At 32.4% G+C, this 22,607-nt stretch carries 20 protein-coding genes; 9 read left to right on the top strand and 11 right to left on the bottom strand.

The window, feature by feature from the left end:
• Positions 1 to 41: 41 nt before the first annotated feature.
• The 5 genes from ACP5SL_RS02785 to ACP5SL_RS02765 all read right to left on the bottom strand — a co-directional run bounded on the left by ACP5SL_RS02785 (position 42) and on the right by ACP5SL_RS02765 (position 5,542).
• Positions 42 to 1,079, bottom strand: a complete 1,038-nt coding sequence (locus ACP5SL_RS02785) for a substrate-binding domain-containing protein (protein WP_428228156.1) — start codon at positions 1,077 to 1,079, stop codon at positions 42 to 44.
• A gap of 176 nt (positions 1,080 to 1,255) precedes the next feature.
• Positions 1,256 to 2,383: a pyridoxal-phosphate dependent enzyme gene (locus ACP5SL_RS02780; protein ID WP_428228155.1), complete on the bottom strand. Its 1,128-nt coding sequence runs from the start codon at positions 2,381 to 2,383 to the stop codon at positions 1,256 to 1,258.
• 76 nt (positions 2,384 to 2,459) lie between these two features.
• On the bottom strand, positions 2,460 to 3,575 hold the full coding sequence (locus tag ACP5SL_RS02775; protein WP_428228154.1) for an aminopeptidase: 1,116 nt from the start codon (positions 3,573 to 3,575) through the stop codon (positions 2,460 to 2,462).
• Positions 3,576 to 3,795: 220 nt separating this feature from the next.
• Positions 3,796 to 4,716 (bottom strand): cation diffusion facilitator family transporter, encoded by a 921-nt coding sequence (locus tag ACP5SL_RS02770; protein WP_428228153.1) that lies wholly within the window; start codon positions 4,714 to 4,716, stop codon positions 3,796 to 3,798.
• Between the two features lie 109 nt (positions 4,717 to 4,825).
• A complete protein-coding gene (locus ACP5SL_RS02765; RefSeq protein WP_428228152.1) occupies positions 4,826 to 5,542 on the bottom strand; it encodes a hypothetical protein in 717 nt (238 codons plus the stop codon).
• Between the two features lie 214 nt (positions 5,543 to 5,756).
• Between ACP5SL_RS02765 and ACP5SL_RS02760 the strand changes: the two genes are divergently transcribed.
• The 7 genes from ACP5SL_RS02760 (at position 5,757) to ACP5SL_RS02730 (ending at position 13,790) form a co-directional block, all read left to right on the top strand.
• Positions 5,757 to 5,939 (top strand): chromatin protein Cren7, encoded by a 183-nt coding sequence (locus ACP5SL_RS02760; RefSeq protein ID WP_014557930.1) that lies wholly within the window; start codon positions 5,757 to 5,759, stop codon positions 5,937 to 5,939.
• 69 nt (positions 5,940 to 6,008) lie between these two features.
• Entirely contained in the window at positions 6,009 to 7,268 is a 1,260-nt protein-coding gene (locus tag ACP5SL_RS02755; RefSeq protein WP_193803741.1) for a metallophosphoesterase family protein, read from the top strand.
• Positions 7,269 to 7,272: 4 nt separating this feature from the next.
• Complete coding sequence (locus ACP5SL_RS02750) at positions 7,273 to 10,065, top strand: AAA family ATPase (RefSeq protein WP_428228151.1); 2,793 nt, start codon at positions 7,273 to 7,275, stop codon at positions 10,063 to 10,065.
• Positions 10,065 to 11,225, top strand: a complete 1,161-nt coding sequence (locus ACP5SL_RS02745; RefSeq protein WP_014557933.1) for a DNA double-strand break repair nuclease NurA — start codon at positions 10,065 to 10,067, stop codon at positions 11,223 to 11,225. Before ACP5SL_RS02750 ends, ACP5SL_RS02745 begins: the two co-directional genes overlap by 1 nt.
• 34 nt (positions 11,226 to 11,259) lie before the next feature.
• Complete coding sequence (locus ACP5SL_RS02740; RefSeq protein ID WP_014557934.1) at positions 11,260 to 12,918, top strand: helicase HerA-like domain-containing protein; 1,659 nt, start codon at positions 11,260 to 11,262, stop codon at positions 12,916 to 12,918.
• A gap of 4 nt (positions 12,919 to 12,922) precedes the next feature.
• On the top strand, positions 12,923 to 13,372 hold the full coding sequence (locus tag ACP5SL_RS02735; protein ID WP_014557935.1) for a metal-dependent hydrolase: 450 nt from the start codon (positions 12,923 to 12,925) through the stop codon (positions 13,370 to 13,372).
• A gap of 181 nt (positions 13,373 to 13,553) precedes the next feature.
• Positions 13,554 to 13,790 (top strand): ferredoxin, encoded by a 237-nt coding sequence (locus ACP5SL_RS02730; protein ID WP_428228150.1) that lies wholly within the window; start codon positions 13,554 to 13,556, stop codon positions 13,788 to 13,790.
• Positions 13,791 to 14,470: 680 nt separating this feature from the next.
• Here ACP5SL_RS02730 and amrA read toward each other — a convergent pair.
• The 6 genes from amrA to ACP5SL_RS02700 all read right to left on the bottom strand — a co-directional run bounded on the left by amrA (position 14,471) and on the right by ACP5SL_RS02700 (position 19,119).
• Positions 14,471 to 15,091, bottom strand: a complete 621-nt coding sequence (gene amrA, locus ACP5SL_RS02725; protein WP_428228149.1) for an AmmeMemoRadiSam system protein A — start codon at positions 15,089 to 15,091, stop codon at positions 14,471 to 14,473.
• The gene (locus ACP5SL_RS02720; RefSeq protein ID WP_014557440.1) at positions 15,072 to 15,551 is read right to left on the bottom strand and encodes a Mut7-C RNAse domain-containing protein; all 480 of its coding nucleotides are present in this window, start codon (positions 15,549 to 15,551) and stop codon (positions 15,072 to 15,074) included. The genes amrA and ACP5SL_RS02720 overlap by 20 nt, the downstream gene beginning before the upstream one ends.
• A 99-nt stretch (positions 15,552 to 15,650) precedes the next feature.
• Positions 15,651 to 16,466, bottom strand: coding sequence for a CBS domain-containing protein (locus ACP5SL_RS02715; protein ID WP_148683490.1), 816 nt, complete (start codon positions 16,464 to 16,466; stop codon positions 15,651 to 15,653).
• Positions 16,467 to 16,476: 10 nt separating this feature from the next.
• Positions 16,477 to 17,322, bottom strand: a complete 846-nt coding sequence (locus ACP5SL_RS02710; RefSeq protein ID WP_014557438.1) for a CBS domain-containing protein — start codon at positions 17,320 to 17,322, stop codon at positions 16,477 to 16,479.
• Positions 17,323 to 17,356: 34 nt separating this feature from the next.
• Positions 17,357 to 18,289, bottom strand: a complete 933-nt coding sequence (locus ACP5SL_RS02705) for a CBS domain-containing protein (protein WP_272985126.1) — start codon at positions 18,287 to 18,289, stop codon at positions 17,357 to 17,359.
• 14 nt (positions 18,290 to 18,303) lie between these two features.
• Complete coding sequence (locus tag ACP5SL_RS02700) at positions 18,304 to 19,119, bottom strand: CBS domain-containing protein (protein ID WP_272985125.1); 816 nt, start codon at positions 19,117 to 19,119, stop codon at positions 18,304 to 18,306.
• An 80-nt stretch (positions 19,120 to 19,199) separates the two neighbouring features.
• On the opposite strand from ACP5SL_RS02700, the gene ACP5SL_RS02695 reads away from it, so the two are divergent.
• Together ACP5SL_RS02695 and ACP5SL_RS02690 are read left to right on the top strand one after the other, a co-directional pair.
• Positions 19,200 to 20,087 (top strand): RIO1 family regulatory kinase/ATPase, encoded by an 888-nt coding sequence (locus ACP5SL_RS02695; RefSeq protein WP_014557435.1) that lies wholly within the window; start codon positions 19,200 to 19,202, stop codon positions 20,085 to 20,087.
• 462 nt (positions 20,088 to 20,549) lie between these two features.
• Complete coding sequence (locus ACP5SL_RS02690) at positions 20,550 to 22,523, top strand: DUF460 domain-containing protein (protein ID WP_148683489.1); 1,974 nt, start codon at positions 20,550 to 20,552, stop codon at positions 22,521 to 22,523.
• Positions 22,524 to 22,607: the final 84 nt, after the last annotated feature.

Below are 22,607 nucleotides of genomic sequence, written 5' to 3'. Positions count from 1 at the left end.
TTTGTATAATGTTTAAATGTTTTTAATTAAACAAAACGATATTATTCAAAAATATACCCTATAATATTGTCTTTGTAGCTTTTAACAGTATTCTCATATATATCTTTAAGTTTCGAAACTTCTTCTTTATTTGCAATATTTTTCAGAGAAAAGCATTCATATGTCTCCCATTTAACGTGTGTGTATTTTAAGTTATGCTTTTCTGCTAAATATCTCAAAGTTAAACCTATATCACCTTTTCCACTAGAAATCATTTTTATAATTTCATCATCGGTTTGATATTCGCTTTCATAACCTACAACTTTCTCAACTTCCTTGTTTAGATGCTTCGCCTCTTCCTTTAGTAATAAATCAAGAAGATCTCTCGTTCCTGAACCTCTATTTCTGTTAATTAATTTTAATTCTCCATTTAGTAACTTATGTATTATGTCTTTGAGTTCCATATGAGGAAGGTCACGTCTATATGCAAAAACCAGCTCTCTCTTAAATGAAATTATTTTTTCTACTCTATCTTTTAACCAGAATCTTTCAATGAAAGACTTGTTGTAATCATCGGTAATGGGATCATAGAGATGCATGCATGCGATATCAGCTTTTTCTAATGCAAGCATTGCAAGGGAGAGACCAGATCCTATTATCAGATCATCTATTTTACAACCTTTTTTAATGGCATTATTAACTACAATGTCCATTATATAGTCGCTACTTCTTGCCATAGTTAGCTGAGAATTTATAGATATTGAATTATATTGGGATAAAGGTCCTATATTTTTGTTGATATATGCAAGAGCACTCTCGTACATAGAAACAAGCTTCTTTCCGAAATCTGTTAGCTTTGTTTTCCCTCCTCTTTTCCCTCCTTTTTGGGTTATTACTACTTTTTTACCAGTTACTCTCTCTATTCTAACTATAAGCTCCCAGACTCTAGAGTATGGGATACCGAGTTTTTTTGATACAGAGATCATAGATTCTTCTCTTTCGATAGCTTTGAGTATATCTGCTCCGTTACTATCAAGAATGCTTTCTCCTCTGAATATGAGAATCGGTTCGAATTTTATTTTTATTTCATTTTCTTCCATAGTTTTAGCCTTATAGCTTTAAATTCTCTGCTTTATATATACCATTTTATAAAGTAAGCTATAAATGTTTGACGAAAAATATAACCGCTTTTTATTAGAAAGCTATTGATTTCTTTATTTGTACATTATCAATATTACTTAGCACTGATTTATTTGATGAAAAATTTTTATTATGATTATGAAGGAAACAACGAATATTTCCTGACTTTTTTATTTTTTCTCATTTCAAAAAACGAAATAACAATTCCTTCAGCTTCTAAACTTTTTAAAGCTTTATAGATCCCACGAAGAGTGTATTTTTCCTTAAGCTCCCTCCAGATCTCATAAGCGGTCATCCCTTTTTTACCTTCCAAAGCTTTTGCTATATCTTTTTTAATATCATTCCAAAAGCTTTGGGAACCTCTCAGGTTTACTCCTTTAGACTCTCCTGTTACTATTACTATACCTTCTCCAAGCTTCATAGCTAAAGCTACGCCTAGTGCAGATACTAACTTTACTTTTACTCCTTTTCTGGTGAGTTCAATAAAATTGTCTATAAGCTCATTTAGTTTGATCTTTTCAATTTGAATTCCTTCAATATTTTTTAGATAGGAAGGATAGTTATCTTCAAGGACTGCTGCAATGATCTTAAAATTCGTTTCAAAGTTTGCTTTCTCTAAATCCTTTATCCCTTTCCATATAGATAAAGCAAGGACTCCCGATTCACTTGGCACGAGAATTTTTCCCTCGGTTATCCCCCTTTCTACTATTTCAAAAATGATTGTTTTCAGCCCTTCAATGGTTAGCGGATTGTCATAGCTTATAGCCTCTCTGTATCTTTCTGTGCACAGTTCTGCATTTAAATACACTAGCGATGTAAGCTCTTCAGGATCTGCTTTAAGAGGGTCTTCGATAACTACTTTTGTTCTGTGAGAAGGTGTTAGATAAGTTGCAGCAGATATAGCAAAATCTTTAGAGTATCTTATAATAGCAGAATCGTTTGGCTTATAAGTTTTGAAAAAGCTGGCCAATACAGATGACCCTCGATCCATATAAGTTCCAGTAGGATTGAATCCTTCTAGCTTTAAGTAGATATCTTTTTCTGACCACCTTCTAAGCGGTGTAAAACCTTCCCCTCTAGTGACAGTTTCACTAAATTTAGGCATGAGATTGCTATATCTCCATATGCTTGGAACATCGTGAAGAACCTTCCATTCGGCACCCCCAATTTCAATCATTAAAGGAGAATCGCATCTACTATCTGATAACACAATTCCATCGTATTCTTCGTTATTAGATGGACATATAGTTTTCAATCCTTTCAACAAGGCAATCATCTAAAATTAATTAAAAAATATAGGTTAAAAATATTCCATACTTTTACAAATCTTAATTGTTGCTTTAAATTACTGACTCAATAAATCTTCCATTTTCATAAATCTTTTCTTTGTCCGCTTTTATTATGCCTTTTCTCATATCCTTTACTATGTCCCAATGGATAGATGAAGTGTTCTTACCTCCAGTCTGGAGATAAGCTGCACCGAGAGCCATGTGTATCGTTCCTCCAATCTTCTCATCGAATAATATTTCCTTTGTAAACCTCGTTATATCGTAGTTGAGTCCAAACGCAAACTCTCCTACTCTCTTCGATCCCTCGTCGGTTGAAATCATCTTTTTCAGAAAATCCTCTCCTTTACTGGCATTCGCCTCAATTACAGTTCCAGACTTGAATTTCAATTTTACGTTTTCAACTTCAACTCCTCTCCAGATCGCAGGATAAGTGAATGTTATATACCCTTCTATTGAATCTTCTATAGGAGCGCTAAATACTTCGCCACCCGGCATGTTGTTTTTTCCATCATCGCTAATCCATGTCCTTCCTGCAAACTTCATAAAAAGCTCAGTATCATCTGAAAGAACAAGAAGCTCATCAACTTTGTTTAATAGTTTTGTAATTTTTTCCTGCATTAATGCTTGCTTCTTCCACTCTTCTATAGGATCAGAAGAGTATAACTTAAGGGCAGAGTATACAAAGTTTTTCCATTCAATTGGAGAAAAGCCAGCTTCTTGAGCCATTGCATTTGTAGGATATACTGTAATCGTCCACTTCAATGTTCCCATTGCGTCTCTTTTGAGCATTATGTCGGAGATTACCTTCCCAGCGAGCGTTGCAATTTTTATCCTCTCCGGGTCAACTCCTATGAGATGCTTAGAATGAGATGGGGCGAGAATTCTGATAAGTCCGTTGATATTTTCCATAACATATTTATCAATTGGTGAGACATATTCTAAAAGCTCTTTGCTTGCATATCTGTAGAAATACTCTGAAAGTTCTTCGTTTGTAATTACTATCCTCGGGTATCCCCCTCTGTCAACAATTTTTTTAAAAAGCTCATTTATTAACGGCATCGCATTTATTGTGCCGGAAACCTGTATTTCGCTTAGCCTCTTAACGCCTATGCAATAATCAACAAGTAATAGAGCGAATTTTTCCTCTATAGATGACAATTGCGACATTTGTTTAACCTCTTTTTTTATTTTAGCCATAGGCGTTATTTATAAATATCTTTTCTTCTATTTAAATCAAAATCATCAATAGCTTTTTTATTATATTTTAAAATATTTTTATCTGGATGATGTGGCTCGAAAGGCATGAGCTTCGGCGATGATAGACCCGCGCAGGTCTGACAGTGTAGTTTCGAAAAATGAAAAATCATGTAATTTAGATCGAAGAAACTCACAAAGGTTCTTCATGAATATGTACTTCTAAAATCTGTGGGATTCTCTTTTTCAGCTCATCTTCAACTTTATCGCTTATTTCATGAGCACGTGATAGCTTCATGTCCTTTTTTAAGCTAATGTTCAACTCTACGTAATAGTAGCTACCGATGCTCCTCACTCTAATATCACTTATTTTCTCAATATCTTTAAATTCTTTTAAAATGCTCTTTATTTCTTCTGAAATATCTTCAAAGTTTTTGTCCATAAGAATATTTGCAATTCCATAAACAGTTTCCCCTCCTTCGTAAATAATCAATAATGAGACAAAAATAGTGAGTATCGAATCCATCTTGGGAATATTGAAGAAATAGTACATGCTTAAGCCTACAACTACTACAGCTGTTACGAGGGCGTCTAGCTTGTAATGAAGAGCATCGGTTTTGCAAAGGTTCGAATTATAATCTTTGCCAAGCTTCTGTGCATAGAGGTAGTTGAAAATCTTTATAAATATCGTTATTACCGTAACAATTAGACTTAGGCCAAGATATGAATATACAATTTCTCTTTCAGTCATCAGTCCCTGAATACCGTCATATAAAAAATAGAAACCAATTATAAAAAGCATTATTCCTATAAGAAATGAGCCTAAGTCAGCTGCTCTACCGTGTCCGAAAGGATGTTCTTTGTCAGGAGGCTTTGATGCTATTTTTGAAAAAATCAAAACTCCAAGCGAAGTCAATGCATCGCTAAGTCCATGCCACGCATCTGTGATCAATGCAATACTGTTCAACAAGATTCCTGCTATTAGCCTTATCACCCATAATGCAACATTTATAATAATTGATACTACAGCTTCTGCTTTTTCAGCTTCTCTTACGTCTTTGAATTTAAACAAAATATTCCAAATTTTCCTGTCATTGTTCGTGTATCCAGTCAATCCTCCTTAAATTTGTATTAATTATGAAATATATTTCAAAAGTTTTTATATTTTTCTAAACTCTCCACATTCTAAATATCTTATAAATAGAAACATCTTATATTTTTTGTTAAACTGAAAACATGATATCTTTTCTCTTGTACAAAGATATTCCTGCCAAACAAATTATTAAAATTGAAATGCCTTGAAATATCCTTTCATTTTCATCAGAAATTTGCGTGTAATTGATTAAGCTTGGATTACTAAAGCTGGCAATATCCACAAGGAAGTAGTAACTGTTGCAATTTACTTCTTCAACATAGAAACTTTCTGAAAGGAGGATTCCCGTGTATTTATCATATATTATGCTTTTTGAACCTTCACCAAAATTTAGTAAAAATCTATATCCATCTACAAATTCATTATTTGAAATATAAAAAGGTTCTTCATCAATAAAGTTAAACTTCCAACCATTGTATGAACCGCTTCTTTCATAGCTAAATTGGTTTAATAAATAAGGGGGGACATAAAAATGTCCTATGGATGGGGAAATAATCATATCTTCTATAGTATCATTATCGATACACAAATAGCTTTTTAATGTTTCATTTTCAAAGGAAAGCGAAGTTATTGAAATATTGTCTCCAATTTTTTCTAAAGAGATAAAAATTGAAAGTTCAGCAGAATAATTACCAGTATTAAAGCTAGAAGCATTTGGAAATATGTATATATTATATTGTATCGTAGAAGGTATAGCTGAGGGACTGTCTTCACTGTTTGTGCATATATAAAAAGCTAAGTTCAAAAAGAAAACTGTTAATAATATTGCTACTAAAGACTTTTTCATTATTGTTCGCAACCTGACATTTATTTTTTATAAAATAATAAATCATCAGTCATAAAGTTTTTCAGTATTTGTCGCAAATTGGTAAAATTTTTCGATGAAACCTTACTCATTTTTTATGCTTAAAAATGATGCTTACTTTTCAATTGGAAAAGTTAAAATCTACGATTTTTTATTTATTTAATAAATGTAAAAGCTAAAATTTAGAGTGATTATTATGGAAAAAAGACCTGTTAAAGTTAAAGATCGTATCACTGGTAAAGAATATGAATTAGTACCAATAAAAGTGTGGAAGTTATCTCCTAATAAAAAAAGAGGAATAAAGATGGGCTTATTTCAAAATCCGGAGACTAAAATATATTTTAGAGCAAGAGTTCCCGATGACTATCCAGAATATTGAAATCACTTTTAAAATTGTGATTTTCACATAAAATATTTTATGTTTTTATATTATTGGGCGGTGAATTTCATGGTTTTAATAGCACATGCTGCAGATCTTCACTTTGGGCATGCTAGAAGAGCAGAAGACATTGAAAGTTCTTTAAGAGAAATGATAGATATACTAAAAAAAGAGCATTTAAAATTTCTCATTATTGCCGGAGATGTTTTCGACCGAGATAGACCTGAAAACATTATATTAAAAAGATTTCATGAAATAATGAAAGATTTTTATGATTCAGGAGGAAGAGTTTTTGCTGTAAGAGGGGATCATGATACCCCCAAGGCATCTAAAAAAGGAAATCCACTTGATACAATTTCCACCTACATCGGCGGCAGTTTTTTAAACTTAGAAATTAACTTAGATGGAAATCCCGCTTACATAATAGAAGAAAGCGGAGAAAAGATATTTTTATATTCGTTTCCATTTGTGCCAAAAGCTGTTAGAAGAAGAGAAGATTATCTCAATATATTTAAGAAAATTGAAAAAAATGCAAAGGAAAATGGCGGAAAAAGTATTTTAATAGGTCACTTTCCAATTTCTGAGCTTTTCCCTTTTGAAGAAGGCTATTCCCTCTCCGAGCTTCCAGATTATATCAATTATTATGCTCTAGGTCACCTTCATTTTAGGATAATAGAGAAAGTAAAGAGAGGAATATTAGCTTACCCTAGTAGTATAGAGATACTTAATGTAAATGAGATAAATGACTGGAAGAAAAATGGCAAGGGATTTTACATAGTGGATTTCTCGGAAGATGTGCCGAACGTTCAAAAAGTGAACTTAAATATAAGACCTATGGAGCTTTTCAGAGGAGAGGATGTAAAGCTATTGATAGAAGAAGTAAAAAGATACCTTAGTGGAAATTTTAGCAAAAGTCCATATATTAAAATAGAGCTGAAGGTAGATAGAGGAAAGAAAAGAGAGGCTAGAATCGCGATTCGTTCAAGTATAAATAAAGAAAAGGTATACGAACTGGAGATAGAAATTAGAGAAAAAGAAGCAAAAGACTTATTTTTAAATAATGAAAGAGTGAGGAAAGAAAGTGAATCTGTTGATATTATAACAAGCAGGTTAGGAGATAAAAATTTAGCTTTATTGCTACTAGAGCTAAAAGAATGTGCTATTGAGAGCAAAGATTTTGAAAAAGAATGCAATGAAATATTAAATTCATTATTTCAAAATCCAACTATAAAGAAGATTTCTGGCTCCCCGTGCATTGAAGGTGTTTCTCAATTTTTGACAAAGCAAGAGGGAGAAAATAAGAACGGTTTACTCAGCTATGTGAGGTAAGATAATGGAGCCTAAGCTTAGCGGACTGATTTTATCTTCTGTTACATTAGAAAACTTTCGTAATTACAGTGAGAGGACTACTTTAAATTTTGGTAAAGGCATTACTGTGCTTGTTGGAGAGAACGGAGCAGGAAAATCAAGTATAGTAGAAGCGATACATTTTGCGCTAACAGGTGAGCTTCTTAGAGGTACTATAGAGCAGGCTAGAACAAAGGACAGTAAAAAGAAATATTTTGAAGTTGAGCTAGAGCTGAAGGACCGGGATAATACTGTAATAAAAATACTGAGGAGAAGAAAGGAAACAGGAGAGGCTGAGGATGAGCTCAGGATATGCTACTGCTGTGATGAGGAAAAAAGATTTAAATTAATAGCAAGAGGCGCAAATGGAGTAAACGAGAAAATCAGAGAGCTACTACTTTCCGATGAGAACTCAAAAGAAAAGGATTTCTTTAAGAGCATAATAAGACTTTCTATAATAGGACAAGGAGAGCTAATAAATAGGGCAAATGCCCTTCAGTCAAATTCTGCTTCAAAGTTGGACTTTATAGACATCCCGCTTGGTTTATCTTCCTTTGAAAAAGCAAATAAAAAGCTGGGCGAATTTAGCATAAGGCTAGAAAACATTAGTGATCTTATAAGTAGCTTTACATACAAAGTAAATGATAACAGTCTTTCAAATTTATGCGGAAGTAAAAAACTATTGGGGAAAAAGCTCAGTGAGTTAAAAAATGATTATGAAAAGAAAAAAGTTGAGCTGGAGAGTCTTGAGAAAGAAAGAGCTATAGTTGAAAGAGAATTAAAGATGATGGAGGAAAAAGAAAAGGAACTTAATGCTACGATGGAAAATTTACTATCGAAGTCAAAAGAGTTAGAGCAGGCAAGAAGCAAACGTGATGAAAAGGAGGCAAGGTTTAAACTTTTAAAAAACAAATTAGAGGAAAACGAGGCTCGTCTGAAAGAGCTTGAAGAAAAAACCTCCAAGAAAGATGATATAATAAATAAGGTTCAGGCAATCAGATATCTGCTTTTGTATAACGAGGCAAAAAACTGTTTGGAATATATAAAGGAAATATATAATAACTACAAAGATTATTCAGCTTCGTTAAACGATTTGAAGTCAGTACAGGAAAATATAAAACAGTTAGAAAGGGAAGAGAAAGAGCTTGAACGAAATAGAGCTATGCTAGTGAGCAAAAGAGAACAAATAGAGAAAATAAAAGCTGACTTGGAGAAATATGAAAACGAAGCTAAAAAATATTTAAATATGTTAGATTCTAATGAAGCTGATACGCTAAAGGGCAAAGATTTAGAAACGAAGATTGTAGAACTGAAAGACCAGTTTAAAGCTAAAATTGAAGACCTGCAAAGAAAGATTAGCTTCATTGAAAGTTCATTAAAAACGTTCAAAGAATATATAAATGAAATAAAAAGAGCTGAAGGGAGATGTCCCTTATGTGGCAGAGAGCTGAATGAGGAACACAAGGTTGAGCTGATACATAAATTTGAAGAAGCTATAAATAACAATATAAATGAAAAAAAGCGACTTGAAAATGAGCTGAAAGATTTAAAGTCAACATACGAAAAAGCATATGAAAGCAAAAATAGCCCTCTTATGAAATATCTCAGCTTTTTGCAACATGAAGCAGATGTCTTAAAAGAAGAAGATATAGAAAAAATTAATAGCGAAATTGAAGAAATTGAGAGAAAAATTTCAGAAAATGAGTCAACTTTAGAAATAATGAAAAAAATAGAAAACGCTTATAGAAATTCTGAAAGTTGCAAGAGGAATCTTATCAGCATAGGCAAGATGCTAGAATTTGAGCAAATCAGTGCAGAAAACATAGAGTTATTAGAAAAAATTGTAAAAGAATATGAAAAGTTAGGAGAAGAATATCTTTCTAAGACAAATGATGGCAATATTGAGATTAGCATTGAAGCATATAACAAGTATAAAAAAATACTTCAAGAAATTAGTAACTCAGAGAGTTTGCTAGATTCAAAGAAAAAGGATATGGAAAACATTAAAAATGAGTTTAATTCCCTTAAGTTGGAAATAGAAGAGCTTGATAAAAAAATCGAGAGCCTAAGAAGTGTGGAAGAAGAACTTAAAAAAGTTAGAAGCGAGATCGATGCAGTTGAAAAAGATATACAGAATAAGCAAAGGGAGAACGGAGAGCTAGTAATAAGTATAGATACGTTGAAAAAAGAGTTAGCTGAATATGAAGAAAAAATAAAGAGCTACGAAAGTGGATTGAGGCAAATAGATGATGCAATATATAAGTTAAATGTGTTGCTTAAAGTTAGAGAGCTATATGATAAGGAAAATATACCAAAGTGGCTCAGGAATGAAGCGATTGCCATTTTAAGCAACGAAATGTCCAATACTTTAAGTAAGCTCGATTTAACGTATACAGAAGTTGATATAGATGAAAACCTGAATATAGAGCTAATTGATAAAAACAGCGCAAGAAGTGTTCTTCTTTCTCAGGCGAGCGGCGGAGAGAGTGTTGCTGTTGCTATAGCTTTTGTTCTAGCAATGCAAAAAGTCATTCAGAAGATGATAGCTGGAGAAGAAGTATTCGACTTTCTTATTTTAGATGAGCCTACAACACATTTAGATGATGAAAGGGTGAGAGACCTTGTTGAAGTCTTTAGGACTTTAGGTGAAAGAGGAGAGGGAGTTCCTCAGCTTATAATAGTAACCCATGACGAACAACTAAAGGAAGCAGGTGATGCAATATATGAAGTCAAAAAAATACCTGGAAAAGGATCCTTTGTTAGTGAGGTGTTAGAGTAATGGCATTTCATGAGGATTTATTTGAAGCAGCTATACGTAAGAGAGATTTAATTATCAGCAAATTGAAGAAATTTATAGACATGTATGATAAAGATATCATTAAGCAATTCAACGAAGTTCAGGACTTTTCAAATACCAAGCGAGAAGACTTATACAGACCAACAAAAATCGCAGGAATTGACGGAGGCTCGCTTCCAAAATCTTTTCTCGGCTTTGATCTTTATTTTATCAAAACATACGCTATAAGGCTTCATCTTAATGAGGAAAAGAACGAATATGTTAGAGGGTCTACATATAAAATTGCCGACATTGATATGTTAATACCTCCAGGAAGCTTGCAAGATAGGATTACAGTTTATAGGCAGGTAACGGAGCTTAGAGCAATACTAGATTCTCTTAAAAATAATTACTTTACTCTTGAAGATGGGAGTGCAGAATCTCTAATTTCAAGGCCAACTCATATAAGACCTAGAATTCTTAACGGCTTGAGCGAATATAGTTGCGAAGACATAGGTAAAATTGTCAATAAAAGCTTTAATGATGAATTTACAAGCATGGGAATTAAATCCTTAATAGAAGAAATATATGAAAAGGAAAAGAAAAGCGATTTAAATGAATTAGCTTTTAAATTGGAGCTCGGCGAAAAGTTTTACTATATTTCTGAAATTTTAAAGGAAATAACAAAAGGCAAAGAGTTATTTTTTGTTACTAAAACAGGAAGAAGTAATGACTTTTTCAACTCCAGTCTTTCAGATCAATATATTATTTCTATGAAAACGAAGGTCGCGGGATTCATAACCAGAAGTCCTTTGCCGTTAAGCAAGGTAGTTGAAGAATCGAAGACCTCTTTCTGCGGAGTAAGCGATTTGATGGATGAAGTATATTTGCTTACAGGATATGCAAGACTTGAGAACTTCGGCCCGGTGCTAAAGGTTGAGTTGCTATTGCCGAAATTTAAAGCTGAATCCATAAGTGATCCGAATAAGTTTTATTATGAAAAGCTACTGCAGATAAGCAGTATATCGGTAAGCGGTTATCCTTATGTTCTGTCGCTTGCGCATCAAGAAGCTCATATATATTTAAATACTGTCGAAGTCATAGTTGATGCTTTGGGGTTGGGCGAAGAGCCTACCGGTAGGGAAGAGATTGAAATTTTATGATTTTCATTCAATTGAATAAAAAGAGTGGTAAGATATGAGTAAAGAAGAAATCGAAATAGATATAGAAAGTCAGGAAATCCTCGGATATGTGATTGGAGAAAGCACTCCATTTAGGATCACCTTTCTCTCAAATTCCCCACCAAGAGTAGGTGAGTATGTTTTTATAAAGCATGATGAAGATTATCTGCTTGGAATGGTGGACAGGTCTTACGCGGGGAATCCATACGTACCTGAAGATATAACAAATATAAATGTTTTCAAAAATTACATGGAAGCTATATCTGTTAGAGAATATTCGAGAGGTTCGGTTAAGATAATTACCAAACTTAAACCGTTGCTTGAAAGGGGGATCTCTGAAGCCCCAAAAACCCCCCCAAAATCTTCATATCCAGTTTATAGAGCATCGGATAAAATCCTGACAAAGATCTTTTCTCCTAATGTTGATAATTGCTATGATGATTATTGCTATGATCCTTATAGGAAAATAGGATACGTAAGAATTGGCGTTCTTTCTAACCATCCAAATGTCCCTGTTTTTGTAAAAGTTGATCCTATAGTATCTAGACACCTTGCAATTTTGGCTGTTACGGGCGCGGGAAAATCAAATAGCGTTAGTATACTCACTGAGAGAATTACTTGTGGACTAAATGGGACTGTGCTAATATTTGATATCCATGGAGAATACGCATCATCTGATATATGTAAAGACAAACAGAATATTGTCCCTCCGAAAATCAACCCATTTTCATTATCTATATTTGAGCTTTTCAGGTTAGCTAGAATAAGGGACGATGCTATAAAACAACAGAGCATTCTGAGAAGGGTATATAAGTACATAAAAGATAATTATAAACCAAGCGATCCTAATACAATAGAATATAAAAGAGAGTTTTTGAACAAGATCCTTGAGGTTTTAAAAAGCGAATTAGAAAAGAAGCTAAAAAAGAAAAATAATACAACAGCGGACAAAGGAATCTTAGGTGGGTTTAAGGATGATGAAATATTAAATGTTATAAACAAGTTAGAAGACTTAGAATCAAACTATTCGGCTGTATTAACACCAGATGCTCCGGAAGAGGTAAAAATTGCAATCAAACCGAATGAGCTAAACATTGTGGATCTTTCTGGAGTAGATGAAAACGGAAGCGATGTTATTGTATCTTATTATACAAGAAGGCTTTTGGAAGAAAGGAAAAAATATGTTACTACTAGGAGAGAAGGTTATCCCTCGCCGATACTTATAATAGTTGAAGAAGCGCATATTTTAGTTCCCAAAGATGAGGAGACGCTAACTAAAGATATTATAGGAAAGATAGCTAGAGAGGGGAGAAAGTTCGGCGTGGGAATATGTTTGGTTAGCCAAAGGCCTAAAAATATAGATGAGAACTCATTAAGCCAAACCAATAACAGAATCATTTTGAAGATTATTGAGCCAAATGATCTTCAGTATATTCAAAGAGCTACCGAACAAATGAGTAGTGAGCTTTTAGAGTTGCTTCCAGGTTTAAGAACCGGAGAAGCTGTATTGCTAGGAGAGTTTACTAAGATCCCTGCTTTAGTTAAGATAGATGAACATTCTGGGAAAAAGATAGGGAAAGATCTGGAGATTTCATCCCAATGGATCTCCTCAGGAAAGGATAAAAGAGAAGAGTTCGAAAGAATTAAAGATGAGCTTGAAATGATAAAAGGTTAATGCTATGCAAAAAAAGACTCATCTTCTTTTTGGAACAGGTCTATCGCTATATATCATTTCCCTTTTTGGTCAAATTTCCCAAATTTCAATATTGTTCATTGTGATTTTTTCAATATTCCCCGACCTAGACTTAAAAAATAATCATAGAAAATTATTCCACAATATATTTGCACTCTTACTGATTCCTGCTATAGCAGTAGTTTTAAGCTACAATTATCTGATTGATTACCAGCTAACATCAGAATCGGAAATACTTATATACCTTTCAGCAGTAATTTCATATGGGCTTCATTTAATTCTTGATATGCTTACAAAAATGGGAGTATATCTATTTTGGCCTCTATCAAATAAAAGTATTGGTTTAAAGTTAGTTCGTACAGATAATAACTTATTAAATGCTGTGCTCTCAATTATAGGTATGCTCCTTATAATAAAAGTCTTCATTCCCCTATAGGTTTTTTATAAACATAACAGTTTACTAATTGTGAAAAAATATCGCAATATTCTTAAGTAGAGTTGATAAAACTACAGAAATAATTTCTGGAAATTTATTGGATAGTCAAAAGAAAAATTAATATTTATTGATAATATTATTTTATATCGTTAAACATCTAAATAATAGTAGGTGTTATAGAATGGCAAAAGTAAAAATAACAATTGATAGAAACACATGCATTGGTTGTGGAGTATGTGCAAACCTTTGTCCTGACGTATTTGAGCTTAATCCTAACGACGGCAAGAGTTCAATTGTTGAAAAGTTTAGAGTTGGAGGAGATTTAGGAGCAGGAGAAGTAGATGAAAGCTTAGAAGAATGTGCTAATTCTGCCGCAGGGAGCTGTCCTGTTTCTGCAATTAAGGCAGAAAAAGCTTAAATTTTATAAATACACTTTCTTTTTTTTAAATATCAAAATTAAAGGCTTTCTTTAAAATTAGGGAAGAAATCTTCTTATACTTTAAATATTTCTTCGACATTCTCACTGTACTGCATAGATGATCATTATGCATAAATAGAAATTAAAATCTTTAAAAATATTCATATTTCATCTTCCTCTTAAAATTCGAGGCTTTAGATTGCAATGCCTCGACAAACTGTTTTGAGTTTCATAAAAGTTTATATTTTGATGTTAATGTTTTTTTGCTATTTATAAATCTCTCCGCATTTGAATTCTAGAGTTGAGCTGCTCTGTGAAGGGAAAAGAGCTCTTCCAGAGAGCAGCGATAAGAAGATTGTAGAATTTCTTTGGATGCTTCGCGATAAAATCTATAGAGCCCTCAGATGCTTTAGGATATTGTTGCATGCATAAACATGTTCTCCAAATACCTTGCTCTTGAAAGCCTTTAAGCCATATGCAGAACCAAGAAGGGATGCATCAACTAATATGAACTTATATGAGATCTGAACCTCTTTTATTCAATGCGTACATCGCTTTTATGTTCATCTTCAATAAAAACCAAAACTAGAAAAGCTTTTAGATATTTATCGCTACATCAAAAGGCGAGACTTTCAGTTTGCAATTTGTAACCTATTTTTGATCCATCACAAAAATTTAATTCAAAGTTCTTTCTCAATAATTTCACCAAATGGATATTTCTCCTCAAAAACTCTTGCTACAAAATAATAAAATTCAGTTTTTTCATCCTTCCAGCATGATCCCTCTAATCCAGCTTTATAGCATGTATATTCTAAAAAAGTCTCCTTATCCCATCCTTCTTCAATAGGAACTTGAGGTAAAAGAAGACCCGAGAATATTCCTCTGACTACCATTAAACCCATTTTTCCCATAACTATGCTCTTTAATCTTTCCTCAGGGTCTCTCGGTAGCTCCCTGATACCAGAGAGAACAGAAACTTCAAAGTGAGTGAATGGATATTCTCTTCTCTGAAGCGGTGGAAATCTAGGATCATTAAATGCTGCTTCCCTTGCAACTTCTATTACCGTTTGAATCAGCGGATATACGGGCTTTACATAGCCTATACATCCTCTTAGCTCTTTTTTCCTGTTTTTTATAATATTTATAGTAACAAAAGCCGCTCCTGGTCTCCTCAGTTTTTCAGGTACATCATTAATTTTGGCTTCTTCATAAATGAATGCTTTCTCTACGCTTTCTCTAGCTTTTTTCACCAAAATTCTTCCATCTTCCAATGTTAGTTCTTCAGGTTCTATTTGCTTCATATTCTGCATCCTCCAAAGTTTTCAATATATTTTTAAAATGTTTTCCGATCCAATATATATTTCCACATGATTGACATACAAAATAAACTCTCATTTCGCTATTTTTATGTATTTTTAGAAGCGGTTGATTTATACTGATCATTAACTTCCCATTGCATAATGGGCATCTGCTATTATGCGGACTGAATTTCAAAGATATTAACCCGTTCTTTTTTAACTCACATAGAATGTCCTTTGTATTAGAATAACTTTTTTTAACAAGAAAAGCATTTGCTCCGTCTGAAAGTGCCTTTTTCCATAAAAGATTGTCTTTAGTAATTATTATTCTATCTTCCTTTTTTGCTTTTTCGATAATTTCATCATCTGATATATCTATTTCATACAATGTATCATATCCTAATATTCTTAAATACCTAGCAACATTTCCGAGCATACAATCGACAATAAATCTTTTTTCCATTTTAATACTACCATTCGAAAATAAGAATCCTTGATAATTTTTATATTTTCATTTAAAAAATCTAAAAAATTTAAGTTATTTAAGTCATCTCAGTTTTAATCAAATTATGTTTCTTAATATATCATTATCATCTATTATTCCAATTAGCAAATCTTTCTCAATTACTGAAACTCCTCTTGACTGATGCTCTATTATTAATTTTGATGCTTTTGAAATCGGATCGCTTGAATATACGAATAAAGGAGGTCTACTCATTACTTCTTCTACCACAATTTCTTTTCTTGCAACTTTCCTGAGAGATTCTTTTGTGTCTTTTTGATAAAATAAAAGTGCATCAGCAATATTGTTGACTGTTATATACCCTGCTAAATAATTATTTGGGTCAACTACTGGTAGGTATACTACATCTTCTTTGAGGAATATTTCTCTTAGACTTGTAATTCTTTCTCCAAATCTAACAACTTTTTTCAAAGAAGATGCAAAACTTTTTGATGAAATTTCTTCACAGCTTGACAATAGCTTTGAGTAGTCCATTCTTATTACGATACCCACTAGAGCATCGTCCTTCATTACTGCAACTGAACTGATCTTTTTCTCTTTCATTTCTCTTCCAGCATCGGCTACTGTTGATCTTTCATCAACATGATATAGATTTGGCGTATAAAAGCTCGAAACATGCAATCTTGATGCAGAAACTAATCTAGTCCTTTCTACCATTAACTTATTCAGAACGTCTTTTTTTGTCATTATACCTATTGGTATTTTGTTTTCCGTGACAACAACTCTATCAATTCTATACTTTTCCATTAATTTGAAAGCTTGCGTGAGTGTTTGATTTTTATCAATAGTCGGAAAATCTGTTCTCAATAGAAAGCTAACATTCTCATTTAATAAATTTTTTATATCACATGCCATTTTTCCCACCTCAAAGCTTACTTATAGCATCTATTATTTCATTTTTCGTCAGCAACCCTAAGAGAAGGCCATTAGATTCGCTTATAACAACTAAGCTTCCTATCTTATTTTTTATCATAACTTTTGCTGCTTCTGGAAGCTTTTCGTCTGGATAAACAGTCACCAAATTTGTACTCATAATATCGCTTGCAAGAGGGACGATATAATATCTAACTCCGCCCGTTCTTCCTTTTTCTAGAAGCTCGTCTCTTTTTATATATTTTTCCTGCCTAGAAAATACATCCTTTCTTAGAAATATTATATCTTTCTTAGTTATGATTCCGACCGGCTTTCCGCTGTCTACTATGATTACCTTGTAATATGGCTTTTCCTCAATTTTGTCAAATACTGAAGTAATTGGATGAAATGGTGATATTGTTGGCGGATTTTTGTCCATATAATCTTTAACTGTATAATTATTTGTGTAATTGTCAGCGTATGCTTTGATTAAATCGGTTCTCGTAATTAATCCGACGACATCTCCATTGTTGTCTATTACAGCCAGTGAACCAATCATGTATTTTTTCATCAGAGCAGCAGCATCTGAAATTGAAGAGTTTATTTTTATGGTTATAACATTTTTACTCATCACATCTCTAACTAAAATTTTATCCCACGATACGTTAGAAAATTCTGGAACGCTCAAGGCTTTTAAGAGATCGGATGATGTGAGAATTCCTACAAGCTTGCCCTCATCAATAACAAGGAGCCGGCTTATTTCGTGTCTAAGCATTAAGTTTCTCGCATATGCCAAGGTATCAGAAGGTAATACGGAAATAACAGGAGAACTTATATAGTCATTTATTTTTACGACCATTTAGATTTCAACCCCAATGATATTTTTGCAAAAATTAAATAGGCAAGGCTAAAACAAAAAAAGCGTCATCAAATGTTATCATGCCAATATCTTCATCATTCTCGTCTGTTACAAGAACAGTTTTGAGCTTTTTATTGAACATTTTACTTATTACATCACCCATATCGACCTGCTTATAAACTCTCTCAATATTAAACTGCATAACATCTTTTATTGGTATAGAATTAACTTCTGTTAAGTATCCTTTTTTAACGAACTTAAAAGCCTCATGTGAACCGAAAAGCTGTACTATTCCACTTGAATCTAAAGTACCTATTATCTGATCCATCTCATTTTTTACATATATGCTATCTAAGCTTGTCTGAACAAGCATTTTCATGCCGACAATAAGAGGATCAAGAGAATTAACTGAAATGATAGGTGAACAAATTTCACCTGCTTTGACTCCGGTCCTCTTTTCTGCCAATAGCATTACAATATCTCTCTGCGTAATTATTCCATATACTGTGTTATCTTTATATAAGACGGGTAAAGCTCTTGTTTTATTTTTAATCATTGATGATATGACGTCAGGAAGCTTTTCATTGATATATACAAATGGAGATTCCTTTATCATTATCGTTTTGACTTGCTCATTTAAAGCGCTATGGATTTCCCCACCATGCCTATCCATGACAATGTTATAAAGCTCCCCCCCACCTAAATAATCAATAACGTTTTCACTTGTCACTAAACCTGAAAAATTACTCTCTCCATGTAGCACTAACAATTGCTCTTCTTGAAATGTATACATTTTTTCAATTGCATCTAAAACAGGTGAAGTTTGACTTACGCTAACCAAGATTTTCTTTGCTAATCTTTCGAGCTCTTTTTCTACTCTATATACCCTTGTACTGAAACTGGGCTTCCCATCGCTCCTAAGCCATCTATAACCTTCTATCCTGCTTCTAAAATAATTTGAACCCAAATTAATTCACCTATTTAACTTTTAATTTTCTTTTCAAATATTAGTCTAGCTATATCTGATCTGTCTATTATTCCTTTTATTTTTCCATCATCATCAATAATAAAAACTCTGCCTACATTTTTATTTACCATTTCATCTACAGCATTTGTAACTTTATCGCTTTGTTTGATGCATATAGGCGGCACGTTCATAGCTTCTTTTACAAGTATTTTTCTTGGTGAGGTCTGTGATTCAAGTTGGATTCTCGTATAGCCTTTGCTTATCAAATCATGTTGCGTCAAAGATCCTACAACTTTTAAATCTCTCTTAACAACTGGAAAACCAGCATAATCATGTTCTAGCATTTTGTACCAAGCTTTTGAAATCTCGTCATCTTCATAGAGATATTCTAATTTTTTTGAAAGCACCGAGGCCTCAACATTAAAGATTTCAGGCTCATTTTTGTAATAATAATTAATTACATCTTCTAGACCGACAATACCTTTATATTCTCCACTGCTGTTTGTAACAATCCCATACCATTCATTGTTTTTTAATAAAGCATTAAGGATGACATCAACTTCATCATCTTCTCTAATAATAGCAATAGGCTGTTCCATTATATCATTAACCTGAAGATTTGACTTTGTCGAACTTATATTTAAGATATTAACTCTTTTTATTAGTCCAACTATTTTTGGATTATTAGGAGAATTCGCAACAGCCAGGACCCTTATTTTATACTCTCTTATCAGCTCTCTAGCATGAGAAGCTTTGTCATATGGCAAAAGATATGGAAATTTTTTCAATATGTTCTCAGCTTTAACTTTTCCAACTGGAATAGAAATCACCTAAACCATAATATTATTACTCAGAAATAACATATAAACCTATTTGATTAACAATTCTATAGAAATTTGGTAATGTTTCAGTGATAACTTTGAAATTGGGAGAATTATATTTGAAAATACCTAATGAAGGGTTTAGAATATTGATTGCGATTGAAAGTGGTCTTCATAAATACGAATATGTTCCAATATCTTATATTCATCAAAAGGCAAGGATTAGTTCTGAAAAAATGAACTCAATTTTAAATCTTCTTTCATCGTTGAAGCTAATAAGAAGGCAAATAGGAAGTATAGTAGGATATAAACTTACATATCTTGGATTAAATATGATTTCACTAAGTGCAATTGTAAGAAAGGGACTAGTAACGGCTATAGGAGATCTTACTAATGTTGGTAAAGAAAGCGAAATTTATGAAGCAATAGGTCCAGGGAACTTAAGACTTGCTTTAAAGTTTCATATGGTTGGAAGGAGGAGTTTTAAAAAAACTGAAAGGCTCAGATCGTATGTTTTAGAGCAGAGGACATCAAACTGGTTCGATGAATCAAAAATAAGCGCACAAAGAGAGTATAAGGCTTTAGACATACTTTCAAAATATACTAAGTATGTAAGTGAGGTAGTTGGATACAACAGAAACCTTGTAGTTATGAAATATGTTGAAGGAGTAGAATTGTATAAAATAAAAGAGCTGAAAAATCCTGAAACTGTTTTTCTCAAAATATTGGAAGTCATCGATATCGCTTATAACAAAGTTGGAATAGTGCACGGCGATCTGAGCGAATATAACATTATAATAAAACTACCTGATGAGATTCCTGTACTCATTGACTGGCCGCAATATTTTGATAAAAATCATCCAAATGCAAACAGCTATTTAAAAAGAGATATTTATAATGTCTGCACTTTTTTTAATAAAAAATATAATTCACAACTTAATTGCGAGGAATTTTTTATAAAAATACTAAAATCCTGAGCTGATCTCTTCTTAGCCCTAAAGAGCGAGGAGGTTTTCCGCATCTATTTTTGAATACATATTTCATCAAAACATAGTGGTCGGAGATCATTCTTAAGCATTAAAAGCTCTATTAGCTTAAATTCAGGTCAACCATCATGCAAACAGTTAGATTTAGTAATACCTAATTACCTTGGAAAGCTGATCGCTAAACTTAAATAGAGATCGAAATCTAAAAAATATTTAAACCTTAATCACTGATTTAAAATTTAGGCTTTCATTTGTAAATTTTTAGCAAAAGAAGAAATTTTTTACTATGTGAAAAATATTTAAAAAATCAACAATATTTTTAAGTGGGAAATACGCTAAAAACTTATAATCTACGTTGTTAATAATGTAATATTAAGCTTCTAAAATTAATAGATAATTGCTATTTGGTGAAAAATACCTTTTAAAAATAAGCAAATAAGGTAAAAGTTTAAAATGAGCAAAACAAACGCGAATATATGCGTACTTGGTTTTGATATTAGTAACCAAATGGAAAAATTATATGCTATTGTACTTATATGTGATGGCAAACTCATTTCTAAAATTGAAAATGGAGGCCTAGAAAAAATAATAAGATTGGCATGGGACTATAATGTTAAAAAAGTCGCTACAGATAACATTTTTGAATTAGCTCCAAACGTAAGAGAATTAAAAAGGATAATTTCTTTATTCCCCGAAAATACAGAATTCATTCAAGTGAATTTAAATGATGAAGGTTTTGAGGATTTTAGAGGCATTTTGAAAAAGTCCGGCATTTCAACTTTTAATTTAACTCCGCAAAAAACTGCTTATTATCTAGCATATCTTGCTTATACAGGTTATGGCACTTCTTTAATTAAAAAACAGATCAGAACTAAAATAATTGTTAGAAAAAATAGAAGCTATGGACCTGGAGGAATGAGTAACAACAGATATAAGAGAAAAGTTAGAGTTACTATCCTCCAAATAACCAATGATATAAAAGATGTTTTAGACAAGAACAATTTTGATTATGAACTTTTGTATAGAAAATCAGGAGCGGGAATAGATGGTGCGATTTTTACAGTCTATACCCCAAGAAGTAGTTTAATAGGATTGATAAAACCCAGGCAAGGAACAAGTGTTAGTATAGAAATAAAGAATGACCTGGTAATATCCTTCGCTTTTAAAAAGGAGAAGAAAGAAGATAAACCTATTATTGTAGGTATAGATCCTGGACTAAATTTCGGCATTGCAATCTTAGACATAGAAGGAAATTTACTATATTTAGGAACAAAAAGATCTGGAGATAGAGAAGAAGTTATAGAGTTGATTCAAAGCTATGGAAGTCCGGTAATAATTGCTGCAGATGTTAAACCTGTTCCTGATACCGTTAAAAAAATTGCAAGTAAATTTAATGCGGAACTTTTTATACCTGAGGAATCTTTGAGCGTAGAAGTAAAAAGAGAAATGGCATTTAATGCGTTATCAGGAACTAGCGATATATCATTAGATTCTCATATGCGAGACGCATATTCCGCCGCTTACAACGCATTCAAAACGCTTTCTAAAAAATTAAAAGAAGTTGATGAATATCTTTTGAGAACCGGGCTCTCTTTATCTTCTAGAAAAATAAAGCAGGAAGTAATTAAAGGTAAGGCTGTCTCTGATGCCATAGAAGAAGAACTGAAACGGATACTGAGTATGGAAAGAGAAAATAAAGTGATAATAGATTATAAAGCCGGAGCCAGAGATTTAGAAAAGAAATTAAATGAAGAGCTTGAAAAAATAAAAAAAGAAAACATTTTGTTAAAGGCAAAGATTAACAAACTTTACGAAGAACTAAAAAACAAAGATAAGGAAATTAAACTAGCAAAAAAGAATGTTCAGCTGGTTGATATAAATTCTAGCATTGAAAGGACTATGAGTGTTTTAAAAGAATCAATTAGCGAATTAAATAAACAGCTGGAAGCAAAGAATTTAGATATAAAAATGCTCGAAGAAAGGGTAAAGGAATATGAAGATATACTTGACAAGTTAGTTAAAGGAGAATATATACCCGTTCCAATTGTTTCAAGTTTAACGAAAAGCAATCTTAACAAACTACTCGAATATAATGTAAACTTGATTTATGTTGAAAACCCTGATTCTTACCAAAGCGATATTGGAATTCTTTTAAAAAATAAAAATATCCGAGGAATTCTCATCTCATATCAGTATAGCGAAAATAGTGGTATATACAATTTGTTAAAAGAAAATGGTATACCTGTTGTTTCCATATTTGAATACGACTACAAAAAAATTAAAGACATTATTATCATAGAAAGAAAAGTACTGGATAAGATCAAAGAAGCCGAGGAAAAGCTTAAAGAGATAGAGAAAGTTAAAGAGATAGAAAAATTTGAAAAGATATTCAATGAATATAGGGAAAAGAGGAGAAAAGATAGGTAAAAATCTGACTTAGGTTTATAATCAATGGAGATAAATTCTAAATTACTAAAAATTTTGTCATCTTTATGATTTAAAATTATAAGC

It is taken from the genome of Fervidicoccus sp., assembly GCF_049967375.1.
Classification (GTDB): Archaea; Thermoproteota; Thermoprotei_A; order Sulfolobales; family Fervidicoccaceae; genus Fervidicoccus; species Fervidicoccus fontis.
Note: the sequence above shows the minus strand (reverse complement) of the source record. Positions and strands in the feature narration are given on the sequence as shown.